Origin of the sequence: Roseicyclus marinus (assembly GCF_036322625.1) — a bacterium.
Lineage (GTDB): Bacteria > Pseudomonadota > Alphaproteobacteria > Rhodobacterales > Rhodobacteraceae > Roseicyclus > Roseicyclus marinus_A.
In genome coordinates this window covers 1229537-1243074 of sequence record NZ_AP027266.1, presented here as the reverse complement: position 1 = coordinate 1243074, position 13538 = coordinate 1229537, and the positions used below count along the sequence as shown (strand labels likewise).

Annotated in this window: 15 protein-coding genes and 1 pseudogene; all 16 read right to left on the bottom strand. The window is 69.4% G+C overall.

What is annotated here, in order from left to right:
- Positions 1 to 17 precede the first annotated feature (17 nt).
- Positions 18 to 728, bottom strand: a complete 711-nt coding sequence (locus AABA51_RS05935) for a DUF2793 domain-containing protein (protein ID WP_338275381.1) — start codon at positions 726 to 728, stop codon at positions 18 to 20.
- Positions 721 to 5172 (bottom strand): baseplate multidomain protein megatron, encoded by a 4452-nt coding sequence (locus AABA51_RS05930; protein WP_338275379.1) that lies wholly within the window; start codon positions 5170 to 5172, stop codon positions 721 to 723. Before AABA51_RS05930 ends, AABA51_RS05935 begins: the two co-directional genes overlap by 8 nt.
- A 4-nt stretch (positions 5173 to 5176) precedes the next feature.
- Entirely contained in the window at positions 5177 to 5608 is a 432-nt protein-coding gene (locus AABA51_RS05925) for an NlpC/P60 family protein (RefSeq protein WP_338275376.1), read from the bottom strand.
- Entirely contained in the window at positions 5605 to 6489 is an 885-nt protein-coding gene (locus AABA51_RS05920) for a DUF2163 domain-containing protein (RefSeq protein ID WP_338275374.1), read from the bottom strand. Before AABA51_RS05920 ends, AABA51_RS05925 begins: the two co-directional genes overlap by 4 nt.
- A complete protein-coding gene (locus tag AABA51_RS05915) occupies positions 6486 to 7118 on the bottom strand; it encodes a DUF2460 domain-containing protein (RefSeq protein WP_338275372.1) in 633 nt (210 codons plus the stop codon). The genes AABA51_RS05920 and AABA51_RS05915 overlap by 4 nt, the downstream gene beginning before the upstream one ends.
- Before the next feature lie 12 nt (positions 7119 to 7130).
- Positions 7131 to 7717 (bottom strand): annotated as a pseudogene (locus AABA51_RS05910) (phage tail tape measure protein).
- The gene (locus AABA51_RS17125) at positions 7602 to 8003 is read right to left on the bottom strand and encodes a rcc01693 family protein (RefSeq protein WP_425328834.1); all 402 of its coding nucleotides are present in this window, start codon (positions 8001 to 8003) and stop codon (positions 7602 to 7604) included. The pseudogene AABA51_RS05910 and the gene AABA51_RS17125 overlap by 116 nt, the downstream one beginning before the upstream one ends.
- Positions 8000 to 8314 (bottom strand): gene transfer agent family protein, encoded by a 315-nt coding sequence (locus AABA51_RS05900; RefSeq protein ID WP_338275369.1) that lies wholly within the window; start codon positions 8312 to 8314, stop codon positions 8000 to 8002. The genes AABA51_RS17125 and AABA51_RS05900 overlap by 4 nt, the downstream gene beginning before the upstream one ends.
- Before the next feature lie 3 nt (positions 8315 to 8317).
- Positions 8318 to 8731, bottom strand: coding sequence for a phage major tail protein, TP901-1 family (locus AABA51_RS05895; protein ID WP_338275366.1), 414 nt, complete (start codon positions 8729 to 8731; stop codon positions 8318 to 8320).
- Positions 8732 to 8770: 39 nt separating this feature from the next.
- The gene (locus AABA51_RS05890; RefSeq protein WP_338275364.1) at positions 8771 to 9178 is read right to left on the bottom strand and encodes a DUF3168 domain-containing protein; all 408 of its coding nucleotides are present in this window, start codon (positions 9176 to 9178) and stop codon (positions 8771 to 8773) included.
- Complete coding sequence (locus tag AABA51_RS05885) at positions 9175 to 9504, bottom strand: head-tail adaptor protein (protein ID WP_338275362.1); 330 nt, start codon at positions 9502 to 9504, stop codon at positions 9175 to 9177. The genes AABA51_RS05890 and AABA51_RS05885 overlap by 4 nt, the downstream gene beginning before the upstream one ends.
- On the bottom strand, positions 9501 to 10088 hold the full coding sequence (locus AABA51_RS05880) for a head-tail connector protein (protein ID WP_338275360.1): 588 nt from the start codon (positions 10086 to 10088) through the stop codon (positions 9501 to 9503). Before AABA51_RS05880 ends, AABA51_RS05885 begins: the two co-directional genes overlap by 4 nt.
- Before the next feature lie 220 nt (positions 10089 to 10308).
- Positions 10309 to 11505, bottom strand: a complete 1197-nt coding sequence (locus AABA51_RS05875; protein ID WP_338275357.1) for a phage major capsid protein — start codon at positions 11503 to 11505, stop codon at positions 10309 to 10311.
- Between the two features lie 27 nt (positions 11506 to 11532).
- Complete coding sequence (locus AABA51_RS05870; protein ID WP_338276458.1) at positions 11533 to 12096, bottom strand: HK97 family phage prohead protease; 564 nt, start codon at positions 12094 to 12096, stop codon at positions 11533 to 11535.
- A 26-nt stretch (positions 12097 to 12122) separates the two neighbouring features.
- Complete coding sequence (locus AABA51_RS05865) at positions 12123 to 12368, bottom strand: GTA head formation protein, RCAP_rcc01685 family (RefSeq protein WP_338275355.1); 246 nt, start codon at positions 12366 to 12368, stop codon at positions 12123 to 12125.
- Positions 12365 to 13528 (bottom strand): phage portal protein, encoded by a 1164-nt coding sequence (locus AABA51_RS05860; RefSeq protein ID WP_338275352.1) that lies wholly within the window; start codon positions 13526 to 13528, stop codon positions 12365 to 12367. The genes AABA51_RS05865 and AABA51_RS05860 overlap by 4 nt, the downstream gene beginning before the upstream one ends.
- Between the last annotated feature and the right edge of the window lie 10 nt (positions 13529 to 13538).

The window sequence follows — 13538 nt, the reverse complement described above, 5'->3', positions numbered from 1 at the left end:
GGGAAGGACCGGATCGCTCAGACCGGATCTGGCAGGAACAATTCCGTGTAATGCACCGCGAACCGCACCAGCCCCCCGGTGAACGCAGGCCCCGCCGCCGTCAGGACCAGCGCGGTCGCATCCCAATAGACCACGGGCGCCGCAGGCCCGTTGACCCAGGAATTCTGGCCCATGCCAAGCCCCGTGCCGAACCGCCCCGGATCGCCCGCAACGCCCAGGGACCAGCTTGCAGCACCCCCCGTGATCGCCTCCACCACCCGGCCTGTGACCCCGAAAACGGTTGCGCGCGCCGGAATGACGGGGGCGGTCGTGACCGATGGCCCGCCGCCCATCGGTTGGTCGAATTCCACCAACCCCACGGACAGACCCGCCCCCGACGCACCCAGCGTCATGGCTCCAAGCCGCCAGTCCGCTCCCGAATGGATCGCAGGCAGACCCCGGTCCAAAACCAGCGCCTGCCACCCCCGGCGCGGCTCCACGAAAACCCAACCGCCATTGACCGCGATGGCAAGCTTTCCCCCCTGGCCTGCCCAGGTGTTCAGCGCGCCTTCGGGCACGGCATAAACCTCACCCTCCACCGGCACGACGGGCGGGGTCGCCACATCGATGGAAACCAGCGTCAGTTGCGTCAATCCGTCGATGCGAGCCAAGGCTTCGTTCACGGTGACATGCTTTTGCGCCTGCGACGGCGACAAGAGCGGCAGGGACAGGCGCGGTGTGTCAGTCATTGATCGTGATCCTTGCAAACGGGCCCGGTCCGAACCTGTCGGAAAGCTGGGCAACCTCGATGGTGAAAGGCGCAAGCGTGCCATCCCCGGACCGCATCGCGCTCGTGTAGACGAAACCGGGCGCGCCCAGCGTCACCTCGCGCCGCAGCCCGGCGGCATCGCTGATCCGCAGAAGGTAGCTTTCCGCGCTCTCGCCCAGCGGCACGTCCACCCCCTGCCAGCTGTCGGCGTCGATCCGGCTGCGCCGGATCCAGCTGACCGAAAGCCCCGCTTCCCCGGGCATCGCGCGCAGATGGACGGGGGAATAGGGCCGCAACCCCGCCCCGGCAAAGGCCAGACGGCGCGCCACGTAGCTTGCGTCCTCCACGCTCCGCCGCGCGGGCCCGATCCGGTAGTTCCGCGCCAATCCCCGCGCCGCCATTCCCGGATCGATCTGAACCGGCGCCCCGTCGAGCAGCACGAACAGGCTGCCCTCGGGCCAGATCTCGGGCATCAGCGCATCGGTGCCTTGCTGCCCCCTCAGCCGCAGGCCGATCTCCCACAGGTCGGGTCCGACCAGCTCCGCGCCGGCGAACTGGATCACCTCCCACGGCCCGTCATCGCCGATGCCGACCGCGGCGGCATTGGCCCCGTTCAGCACCGCCTCCATCTCGGCCCCCGCCAGACGCGCCTCCGGAATGCGCAGGCGCAAGGGGCCGGACCGGTCCCACAACCCCGGCCTCGCCCCGAAAAGCGGCGTCTCGAGCCGCCCGATCACCGCGCGCCGCTCGATGAAACGGACCAGCGAAAACCCGTCCTCGCTGGCCGAGGCATAGACCGCCGCAGCCCCCGCCCAGGGCGTCGCCGTGACGGCCAGATGCGGCGCATGCTCGATCTCGCCCCCCGTCAACAGCGGCAGGTCCATGAAGACCGGGCTGACCGGCATGGGCGGCACAAAGGGGATGACGGGCGCGCGTTCCTCCACCGCGTCCGACGGGTCGAACACCGATGGCTCCACGCGCACCGCCTCGATGGCCCGCGCGCCCCGGTCCTCGACCCGGTCGATCCGCCAGGTCGATCCGTCGCCCAGCGCCACCATGTCGCCCGCGCCCACCCCCCGCGTCGAGGGCGGCAGGACAAGGCTCAGCCCATCGCGCGCCACGCCCGCCTCCGCCAGCCAGCGTTCCGCGATGGCCTGCGCCTCGGGTCCGGTCATCGCCAGGGGAAGATCGCTCACCGTGACAAGATCCGATCCGTCGCCGGGAAACACCGCCTCGGCCACCCGTTCACCGTAATCGGCCTCCGCCGCGGTGAAGCCGATGCGCACGCGCCCCGTCACCTCCGCTTCCGCCGCCCGGCTCAGCGTCAGACCGCCAGCGCCCCCCTCGCCCAGCGCGGTCAGACCCGGATCGATCACCGCCGCAGGCCTGCGCGGCAGATGCCGAAAGACCAACATGCCCTCCCGCTCCACGGCGAGAAAACCATAGGCCAGCATCAGGGCCTGCACCCTTGCCCGCGCGCTTTCCGTCTCGCCCGACAGATGCCCGCGCACCAGACCCTGAAGGTCTGAGACGTCATAGCGGGTCACACCGGCCGCCTCGCACAATTCGGCCACCACATGGCTGAGCGGCACCGCCTCGATCCGCCCCGAGATCCAATGCCCCAAGCGCCAGTTGTCGCCATCCGACCACCGCGCCGTGTCGCGCGGGAAAGCGGGCCATGGCCGCGCATCCCAGGCCCAGACATGCGCGCGGTCCATCTCCAGCATCGGCCCGCCATAGATGGGCGAAACGGGGTTTTTCCCCGGTTCCGCCCAATAGGACAGGATCGCGCGCAGATATTGCGCCTGGATCAGATCATCGCGCCGCCCGTTCGAAAACTGCGGCAAGGCGCTTTCCGAGCTCTTGGGATCAAAGAACTTGTTGGGCTCGTTCGTCCCCTTGTCGACGGCGGGACAGCCGATCTCGGTAAAGCGGATGGGCTTGGACATCGGCACCCAACCCGTCTTGTGCAGCGCGCGCGCCGTCACCCCCAGCCCGACGAAATCCACGGTCTGGCCCACGACATTCGACCCCGGCCCAAAGCCGATGTTCATCGCCGGATCATGCCCTTTCAGGATGATCTCGCAGCGGAATTCATGGGTGCCATCGGGATGCAGGATATTCTCCACCCCCTGCACCACATGGCCCGAGACCGTGATCGGGGCAAGCGCGCCCGGCGCGCCCACGACATAGATCCACGCCACCACCGGATCGCGGTAATCGACCGTCAGCCGCAGGTAGGTCGCACTCCCCGCCCGGTAGAACAGCCGCACCTTGTAGGGCGTGCCCGCCAGCCCCGGAAAATCCGCCGAGCGCGCCATGGACAGGAAATTGCCCGCCGCATCCGTCACCCGCACCGCATTGCGAAACCGCCCCTCGACGAAACTGCCCGCCACGGGGCTCAGAACCGCGCCCCCCGCCGTGCCCCACAGATCGGGCCGGTCGCCATTGGGCACGGCCCAGCCGCGCGGACCGGGGATGCGGTTGTGATGCTCCGCCTCCCACCAGCCGCGCAGATCCTTGTAGCGAAAGGTCCAGGGCTCCCCGTAAAGCCCGTCGGTGATGGGCTCGCGCCGCTGCGCCGCCCGCGCCTCGGCGGTGGGGTAATACCAGTCGTATCCCTCCCCCCCCTCGATATTGGCGCGCAGGTAGTCCAGATCGTGGATCACACCCCACTCCGCATCGGCATGATCCGGGCCCTCGCGCCAGTCGCTGAGCGGCATGTAATTGTCGATGCCGATGAAATCGATCTGCGGATCGGCCCAAAGCGGATCGAGATGGAAATGCACCTCGCCGCTGCCGTCCTGCGGATGATAGCCGAAATATTCCGACCAGTCGGCGGCATAGCCCAGATCGGCATGGGGCAGCAGGATACGCACCTCCGCGGTCAGCGCCCGAAAGGCCGCCACCGCCGGAAAGCCCAGATCGTCGCGCATCTGCGTGAGCGACCGCATCTCGGACCCGATGCAGAACGCCTCCACCCCTCCCGCCGCCGCACACAGCGCCGCAGCATGCAAGATGAAGCGCCCATAGCTCCATTCCGCAGGGCCGGAATAACTGACCTGATCGCCCGAGATGCTGAAATGCGCCGCCCGTGCCGTGCCGAAAAATGCCGCCACCGCCGCGCGGTTGGCGTCCGTGCCATCGGGGCTGCCAGGCATTCCGGGGGCCAGGTCGCCCGTGATCCGTCCCCGCCACGGCAGGGGGGGCTGTTCCGCCCCGCCCCAGGGGTCCGGCCGCCCGTTGCCCGACAGGATCTCCATCAGCAAGAAGGGATAGACCATCACCTCCTGCCCCCCGGCCCGGATCGCGCGGATCGCCTCGATCACCGATCCATCGGCGGGCGTGCCGCCATAGATCGGGCGACCATCCACACGCGCCAGCGTCTCGGCCTCGGCCCGCGCGATCCCGCCCGCGCGCCAGGGCATCTGCGCCCCGTCCCGGCTCTGATCCTCGACCTTGGGCTTCACCCGGCACGCCCCCGCGCGCAGATCATCCCCGAACCACGAATAGATCAGGCTGACCGATCCGAGCCCCGGCAAGACCTCGCGCATCTGCCTCAGCGCATGGGGAAAATCCGCACCCCCCATCGCCGTCCCGGCATTGAGCGCGCCCCCCGATCCGAACCCGTCGGAATAGGTGACGACGCGGGTCGCCAGCGCATATTCCCCCGTTCCCGGCATCAGCGCCACGGCGCGCACCATGTCGGCGGCGGCGGGCAGGATATCGGCCTTGGGCTGCGCCCCCCGCGTCACCTCAAAGGCGAATTGAGGCACCCGGTTGCCATAGGGCGTCAGGTCCAGATCCTCGAACACGACATAGGCGATCCCGCGATAGGCGGGCACGGCACCCGCCCCTTCCACCGCCGCCATCAACGGATCGGGCATCTGGTCCGCGCCGCCATGATAGACGCGCATCACCACGCTGCTCTGGTCCAGCTCGATCCCATCGGCCCAGACCCGGCCCACCCGCCGGATCTCCCCCTCGCACAGCGCCAGCGCAAGACTGATCGAATAGGAATAGGTCGTCGTCGTGGTGGTGAATGTCGGCTCGGGCGGGCGGCGCGGCGCACCCTTGCCGCCGCCTCCGCCACCGCCCCCGCCGCCGGTCGTGGTCGTGGTCGTCGTGACATGTTCCACGAATTGCGTGGCCCAGATCACCTGCCCGCCCAGCCGCATCCGCCCGAACAGCTGCGCCACCGGCACGCCCTCGTCGGCCTGCGTGATGCGGAACCGGTCGATCCGGCCCCGCTCGACCAATTCCGACCCGCTTTCGGGGGCGGCGCGCTGGTCGCGCTGGTCGATCATCCGCCCCAGCGTCGCGCCCACCGCGCGCCCGATTACCGCCCCGCTCAGACCCAGAACCGTGCCCGAGGTCATGCCGCCGATGGCCGCGCCCGCAGCCGACAGAAGTAGCGTCGCCATGTCCTCAGATCCTTTCGGGAAATACGAAACGCGCCACGATCCGCCGCGCCCAGGGCGGCGTCAGCGCGCTTTCGACCACGCCACGCCCCGAATAGGCGTGGATGAAACTGGCCGCAGGCCCGATCTCGGCCTGCAGGCCAAGATGCTTGGCGACCCCCTCGTCCCGCATCCGGAACAACAGGACATCGCCCGCCGCAGCCTCCGCCAACGGCTTTTGGTGCAGATGGCGCATCGCCGCCGCCCACAGCCGCTCCTGCCCGCCCGCCTCCGACCAATCGGCGGTATAGGCGGGCACGGTTTCGGGCTCTGCTCCCAGAACCTCGCGCCAGACCCCCCGCAAAAGCCCCAGGCAATCGCAGCCCGCACCCCGGCAACTGGCCTGGTGCACATAAGGCGTGCCGATCCAGCCGCGCGCCGCCGTCACGACGGCGCTCATCTCCGGCTCCCCCCCGACCGCGCCGATTGCCGCGCGGGATGGGCCACCATCCAATCGGTGCCGGGAATATCCGGAAAGCCTTGGAAATTGAGCAGGTTGGTGAATTTGAACCGGCAGGTGTCCATGCTCTTGTCACAACCCGCCGTCAGACGCAGCCGGTCACCCGGGGTGATCTCGGACCGCAGCCTGTCCCACAATTCGATCCGCCTGAGCGCGCCCTCGGGCCGGTCGATCTTGATCGCCCCACCCAGCCCCGCCGCCTGCCCGTCCAGCATGTCGCAGCGCCCCCGCTCGAACCAGCGCGGCTCGAAGCCTTGGGCACCCTCAACATGGATCACGCGGCCCCCCTCCACGCCGACCACCTCGGCCTCGATGGCATAGCCCGGCGTCGTCAGGTCAAACCGGCAGGCCCCATCGCCCAGAACCGCCGAACAGCTCCGCTGATAGACCAGGCCCGTGGCTGCGTTCATCCGCTCCGCCAGCCCGCGCAATTCCGCGCTGAAGGCGCCATTGGCCCGCGTCACCTCGCCCAGCGCGCCCCGGAATTGCAGCACCCGGTTCTCCGGTGCCTCCCAGTGCACCAACCAGGCCTCGATCTCGGCCCCGTCATAGCGGCCCGCCGCGATATCCGCCTCGGTGATCGCCGCATCCGACAAAACGCCCACGGCCTCCGTATTGTCGACCGACAGGCCCGTGCTCTGCATCAGCGCCGCCGCCGACAGCCCCGTCTCGGGCGCAAAGGTCACGCCGTCGAACACCAGCGTCCGGTCGTGATCGGTGAACCCCAGCGTCAGCCCGTCGCCCCGCACAAGCTTCCAGCACCGGCAGACCGAACTGGCACCCCCCGCCAGATGCGCCTCGAGCGCGCCCGCCCCGCTCACAGCCGGATCTCCACCACCGGCACGTCCGGCACCTCGCCCGCCTGGAAACTGGCGACCGATGTCTGGATGACGTCGGTGTCGAACCGGACCGGCACGTCGAATTCGAACCCCGCCGTGATCGCCTCTCCCGCATCGGGCGCTTCGGCAAAGCTCACGACACCCGTCGTCACATCCAGCTCGAAATCCACCCCCAGGATCTGCGCATCCCCCGTGATGCCGACCAGAACGCTGCCCTCCACGGGCTTGGTGATCTCGCGCAGATATTCCGCCCCGCCCGAGGCATAGGTCTTGGCCAGCCGAAATTCCCGGCGCACCCCGTCCCCCGTCCCGATCCTCTGATCGGCGAACCCGGGCAGCGCCGAGGGCAGGCAGCTCTTGTAATCCGACCAATCCTTCCAGCGGAACCCGTGCAACTGCCCCCGCCGCGCCTCGAAAAAGGCGATCAGCTCGGCGATATCGTCGAGCGAGCGCAGGCTCACCCCCGCATCATAGCGGCGGCGCGATTGCGCCCAGGGCGTGTTGCGCTCCTCGAACCCGTTCGTAAGCGTCACCACCTCGGTGCGCCGCTCGGGGCCGCCCACCGACCCGAAACTCAGCTTGGCCGGAAACCGGACCTCGTGAAATGCCATGTCCCTGCCCCTTCAGCGGTTGCGCTGGCCGCGCGCAAGCGCCCGGCCCATCTGTGCCGCGATCTGCGTCTGGCTGCGGGCAAAGCCCTGCACATCGGGCGTGGTGATGTTCATGACCACCTGCACCGGCCCCGCGCCGCCGCCGGGCCCGGCAACCCCCAGCCGCCCATCGGCCCCCCGCGCCAAGGGCAAGATCGCTTCGGGCCCCGCCTCGCCCATCAAGCCGGTCGCGCCCCGCATGGGAAACATCGTCGGCCCCTGCACCACGCCCCCCCGCGCAAAGGGCATGATCCGCCCCCCGCGATGGCCCCGCCCGCCTGGAACGGCAAAAGCCGCCCCAGCAGACCCCCGATCCCGTCGCTCAGGGCCGATCCGACCGCATCCTGCACGGGCCGCATCGCGCGGGTATAGGCGGCATCCGACATGCTGCGCGCCACCATCCTGAGCGCATCCGACAGCCGCATCCCGTCGAACACCACCCCGTCAAAGGCGCGCCTCAAACCCCCGCCCAGCGTCCGGCTCATCGCGTCGATCTCGCGGCCTGTCGCCGACAGCACCCCCGACATGCCCCGCAATTCCGTCTGAAAGGCCGCCGTCATCCCCGCCGCCTCCCCCAGCCGCGCCTCCAGCTCGCCGAGCTGCGCCTCCAGCGCCACCGATCCCTCGTCCAGATCTGCCATCATCCGCATCCTTTCGCGTCACATCCGGAAACCGTGCCAGAAGCGCCTCGAACCCTGCGCGCCCCATCGGCACCGGCCCCCGCCCCTCGCCCAGCATCAGCGCCAGCTCCGCCGGGCTCAGCCGCCAGAAGACATCGGGATGAAGGCCCAGACCCTGCATCCCCGCCCGCATCAGCGCGGGCCAATCCAGCCGCGCGCGGCTCATCCCGCCCCCCGGAAGGCCAGGGCCAACAGCCGTGCCGCCATCCGCGCCGCCTCCAGCGGGCCGCCCTCGATCTCGGCGGACAAGAGATCGGGCAGATCGCCCCGCCAGCCCCCGCCGCGCAACCCCGCACAGACCAGCATCAGCACATCGCCCGCCCGCAGGCTTTCGCCCTCGAACCGCGCCACCAGGTCCGCGAGGCTCTCGGCCTCAAGCCGCGCTTCCAGCTCGGCCAAGGCCCCAAGCGTCAGCTTGGCCACCAGCCTTTCGCCATCGACGACCAGCGCCACCTCCCCCGCCCAAGGATTGGCCATCCCTCAAAGCGCCGTGAAGACCAGCCGCCCGGCCGAGGCCATCGCCATCTCGTAGGTCGCCTCCCCGTCATGGCTGCCCGCATATTCGATCGCCGTGATCTGGAACGCGCCCTCCACGATGCCGAAATCGGGGATCACCACCTGGAAATCCGGCACCGCCCCGTCGAAAAAGATCTGCCGCGCGCGCTCATCCGTCGCCGCGTCGCGGAAAATCCCCGACCCCGCGATGGCCGCCGATTTGACGCCGCCTCCCGCCAGCAATTCCCGCCAGCCCCCGGCGGATTCAAGGCTCGTCACATCCACCTGTTCGGCGTTGAAACTGAGCCGCGTGGCCCGCAACCCCGCCAGCGTCTCGAAAACGCCCGTTCCATCCATGTCGACCTTCACCAAAAGATCCTTGCCGCTCTGCGCCGCCATGCCCGTCTCCATCCTTGCCTGAAACAGCCTGACCTATTGTCAGACCCCGTGATCCACCCTTGCGCGAAACCAGACCTCGATCTCGCGCTGCCCGCTCACCCGCCGGGCGCGCGCCCGCAGGAAATCAAGCCGCACCAGGTGCCCGCGCGCCATGACCAGCGCCGCCCCCGACAGCGCATCCGACACCGCCACCGCCAGCGCCTTGGCCCCCGCGAACCCGGCCCCAAGGCTGACCACCGTCACCGCGAAATCATGCACCGCGCCCGCCCCCGTCTTGTCCGAGGCATCGCGCACGCTCTCGGGACCAAGGCTCACGTAAAGTGGCGGCACCGGCCCCGGCGGCAGCGCATCATGCACAGCCCCCCCCGACAGGCTCGCCACCAGGGGATCGGCCACGAGCGCGCCATAGACCGCCGCCTGAAGCGCGGCAGCACCCCCATAGCTCATTGCCCCACCTCCTCGATTGCGTGGCAGACCAGCGTGCGCCCCCTCGTGTCGCCCTCATGGACAGCCTCGATCCGGTAGATCCGCGCGCCATCGACGAACCGCATCGCCGCATCGGGCCGCGCGCCGGCACCCTGGGGCACGCCGCGCATCGTGATCTTGAGCTGCATCCGCGCCGCCTGTTCCCCCTCGCGCCCCGCGCCGCGCGGCTCGACCGCCGCCCAGACATGGCCCAGGGGGACCCAGATCTCGCTGAACCCTCCCGCGCCATCCTCCAGCCGCTCGGGCGCCTCCAACAACAGGCGCCGGTTCATCTCGGGCGCGCTCATTGCACATTCCCCCGCAGACGCAGCGGCCGGTGCGGCTCCAGCAGCACCGACACCGCAAAGGGAAGCCCCGATTGCGCCTCGAGGTTCTGGCCCCAGTATTCCCCCGCAAGGATCAGCGCCGCCTGCCTCAGATCGGCCGGAATGCCGGTCCATTCCGCGGCGAACCCGGCGGTGAATTCGACCTCGATCGTTCCGCCCTGCCCCGGCGCGGGCAGGCTTGCGCCCGTCGCCGCCAGCGCGGGCCTTTGACCATCGGGTTGCAACCGGTACAGCCCCGGATCGACCAGCGTCTCGGCCCCGGCCCGCGTGATCAGCTTCACGCTGTCGATCCGGCTGACCGGCGCAATCGGCAGCACATGCAGCCCCGGACCATGCCAGGCCATCAGCGTCAGCACGAAACGCCGCCGGAACAGCGCCTTGCCGATCCGCGCCTCGATCCCCGACAGGGCCGCGCGCAGACAGCTTTCCAACTGCCCGTCCTGGCTGCCGTCATCGTGGAACCCACGCGCAAGCCGCAAGTGATCGGCCAGTTCCGCCACGGGCAAGGCCGCGCCGGGCACAGAGGTCAGTTCGACCATCATCATTGTCCATCTCTCCGAATTGTCGCGGGTGTCAGGGTTGGGGCGATGCGCCTTGCGCACTGCTCGTGCGGAGAGCCGCGCAGCTGGATCGCGCGCGCCGCACCGCCCCGCCCGCGCCCCTGGACCATCACCGGCCAGGGGCGGGGTTTCATGTCGTGTCATCGGCCCGTGCGGGGGGCTCGTCTTGCCCCCGCACGGGCTTGCCCGGATCTGTCGCTGCGCGTCAGGACAGGCCGAATTTCAACAGCTTGATCGCCGCGTAATCCGAAATCGCACCGCCCACGCGCTTGGTTGCGTAGAACAGGACATGGGGCTTGGCGCTGAACGGATCGCGCAGCACCCGCAGATCGGGCCGCTCCGCGATCGTGTAGCCCGCCCGGAAATCACCAAAGGCGATGGCCACGCTGTCGGCGGCGATATCGGGCATGTCCTCGGCGATCAGCACCGGATAGCCCATCAGCCGCGCCGGTTCCCCCGCCGCCAGCCCGTCGGACCACAGGAAACGGCCATCCGCGTCCTTCATCTTGCGCACGGCACCGGCGGTTTTCGAGTTCATCACGAAACTCGCGCCCGCCCGGTATTGCGCGCCCAGCGCATAGACCAGGTCGACGATGGCATCGGCGGGGGCATTGGCGTCGAAATCGCCCGCCGTGCCCGTGGCCACATAGCCCAGCGCGCCCCAGGTCCAGATCGCCTCGGGCAGGAACAGACCGCTCAGAAAGCCCGTGGGCTTGCCCATCCCGTCCCCGCCGACAAAGGCCGCGGCCTCGGCGCGGGCGAACTTGTCCGCGATGCGCCCCGCCAGCCATCCCTCGATGTCGAAGGCGCTGTCGTCGAGCAGCCGTTGCGAGGCCTTGGGCATCGCCGACAGCTCGTAGAGCGGGATCGAGATGCGCTCGATCTGCGGCGCGGCGGTCTCGGCCGTGTCCGTCACCTCGTCGGCCCAGCCTGCGCCGGTGTCGGTGGTGTCGATCAGCACGTCAAAGGAACTGGCCTCGACCTGCACGACATTGGCGACGGCGCGCAGGCTCGCAGCGCTGCGCAGAACGCCCCGGATCGTCTCCGCCGTCTGCGGATCGACAAGAAATCCGCCCTCGGCATTCACCGCCGTGTTCAGGCCCTTCTGCTCCAGCTCCAGACCGCGCAGCGCGTCGTCATCGCCGTTGCGCAGATAGGTCGCCAGCGCCTTGCGGTGGGGGGCGCCCGGATCGGCCGCCGCGGCCAAAGGGGGGCGGGCATGGGTCATGGTTTTCGTGCTCAGCATCGCGATACGCTCTTCCTGTTTTTCGAACCTGGTGTTGAGATCGGTCTGGAACTGGCTGAATTCGCTCAGGAAACCGCCAAGGGCCTCCCGCATCTCAACCATTGGGGCCTTGGCCGCAGGGGGCTGTTCCGCCGCCCCCGATCGGGTCTCGGTCATGCATCACCTTTCACTCTGTGCTTGGGGTCAGCGGGGCTCGCGCGCCGCCAGTCGGGCCCGCGCATCCCGAAACGCGCGCGCCAAGTCCCGCAGGTCCTCGCCCGCCTTGGCCTCCCGGGCCTCGGCCAGGGCGCTCACCCGCGCCTCGGGCAGCATGGGAAAGGTCACAAGCGACACTTCCCACAGCTCCACCTCCGACAGGAGCCTGCGCCCCTGCCCGTCCTTCGTCGCGCGCAAGGTGCGGTAACCGATGGACAGCCCATCGATGGCCCCCGCCGCAATCAGCGCCGCCGCCTCCCGGGCGCGCGCCACCTCGGGCAAAAGCCGCCCCTTGACGTAAAGCCCGCGGGCATCCTCGCGCACCTCGTCCCAGATGCCGATGGGTTCGGCCGGATCATGCTGCCACAGCATCCTGACCCGCCGCCCCTCGCCCGCCAGCCGCGTCAGGCTGCCCGCATAGGCCCCCGGCGCGACCGTGTCGCCGCCCCCGTCACAGGCCCCGAACAGGCTCGCGTATCCCGCGATCTCCCGCCCGCCCGTGACCGTGACGCCGCCCGCGTCGAACCGCGCGAACTTGGTCTCCAGCCCCATGATGTGAAACTCCCGCATCTGCCCTCCTATCCGGCTCCGCCCAACTGGATCAGCTCCTGGATGCCCTGCGCCAGGATCACCGACACGACGCCGAAAACCGCCAGCCACAGCCGCCGCTCCAACCGGTCCAGCGCCGCCTCGATCGCCTCCAGCCGGTAATTCAGCGCCTGCCAGCGCTCGTCCTGCACCCGTTCATTGGCCTCGATCCGCGCGCTGGCCGCGTCGAAGGGCGCATAAAGATACCGCGACCCGCCGGCGCGGCCCTCGCTCATGCCTCCTCCGGCCGCTCCGGCAGACCCAGGAGCCGCCGCTTCTCGCCCGCGCTCAGGAAATCGGCCTCCGCCACGCGCCGCCACTGCGCCTCCCGCTCGGCGGCCAGCGCCGGCACCTGGTCCAGATCGGGGGCCAGCGTGATCGCCTCCCCCGTCAACCCGCCCAGCCAATGCCCCATCTGCGCCAGAACCTTCTGCGCAAGCGGCAACACCGTCAGCCGGTAAAACGCCCGATGCGCCTCCGCGTAATTGGCATAGGTCGCATCCCCCGGTATCCCGAGCAGCATCGGCGGCACGCCAAAGGCCAGCGCGATATCGCGCGCCGCCGCCTCCTTGGTCTTCTGGAATTCCATGTCGCTGGGGCTGAAGCCCATGGGCTTCCAATCCAGCCCCCCCTCCAGCAACATCGGCCGCCCCGCATTGCTTGCGCCCTGGTGATGCGTGGCCAGTTCATCCTGCAACCGGGTGAACTGATCCTCGCTCATCGTGCCCGCGCCATCCGCGCCGCGATAGACGATCGCCCCCGAAGGCCGCGCCGCATTGTCGAGCAGCGCCTTCGACCACCGCGCCGCCGCATTGTGCACATCGATGGCCGTGGCCGCCGCCTGCAACGGGGCCAGCCCGTAATGGTCGTCTTGCGGATGGAAACAGCGCACATGGCAGATCGTCTCGGGCGCATGGCGATGGGTCTTGGCCCCCACCACGTAATCATAGCCCACCGGCCAGCCATCGGCCCCCGGCACAAGATGCATCCGGTCCGAGCGCAGCACATGCAATTCCACCGGCACCCCGCCGCCATCCTGCACCGCCTCGACATAGGCATTGCCCGACAGCATCAGCTGGGTGATCACCGCCTCCATCAGATCGGCCCGCCCCTGCCCCGGATTGGGCCGGGTCATCAGCGCCAGAACCGGGTGGCTGTCATAGCGGCAGCGCGCATCCTGGCACAGCACGGGCAAGGCCGCCGCCGCCTCCGCGATCATCCTGACCGACCGAAAGCCCACCGGGTTGCCCAAGAACCCCGCCCGCGTCAGCGACACAGCATCCCTCGGGCTCCAGGCGACACGCCCACCCATCCCCCAAAACGCCACCCTCGCGCTGGCCGAAGCCTTGCGCTCGGGCACCGCCACGGGGTTTTTCCGCAAGAAATCCAGTACCATGCGCCACTCT